Here is a 251-nt window from a genome sequence, read left to right as displayed (position 1 = left end):
CGAGCCCGTTGAAGGCCCGCGCAGCCTCACCGAGCGGTGGTGATGGGTCTGTGCCCGCGGGCCGGGCCGAGACGCTCGAGGAGCGGGTCGCGAGGCTGGAGGCCGAGAACGCGGCCTTGCGCAGCGAGCGTGCCACGCTCACCACCGAGCGGGAGATCCTGCGGTCGGCGGCCAAATATTTCGCCGGGGAGACGCGCTGGTGAGTCGCTTCCAGTTCGTCGCGGAGAACTCCTCCACCTACCCGGTGAAGC

At 70.5% G+C, this 251-nt stretch carries 1 pseudogene; it reads left to right on the top strand.

Annotation, left to right across the window (positions count from 1 at the left end):
* Nucleotides 1-251: pseudogene (locus ACFPFQ_RS19460) on the top strand (bZIP transcription factor); the annotation flags it as partial.

It is taken from the genome of Pseudonocardia sp. GCM10023141, from assembly GCF_042653605.1.
Note: the sequence above shows the minus strand (reverse complement) of the source record. Positions and strands in the feature narration are given on the sequence as shown.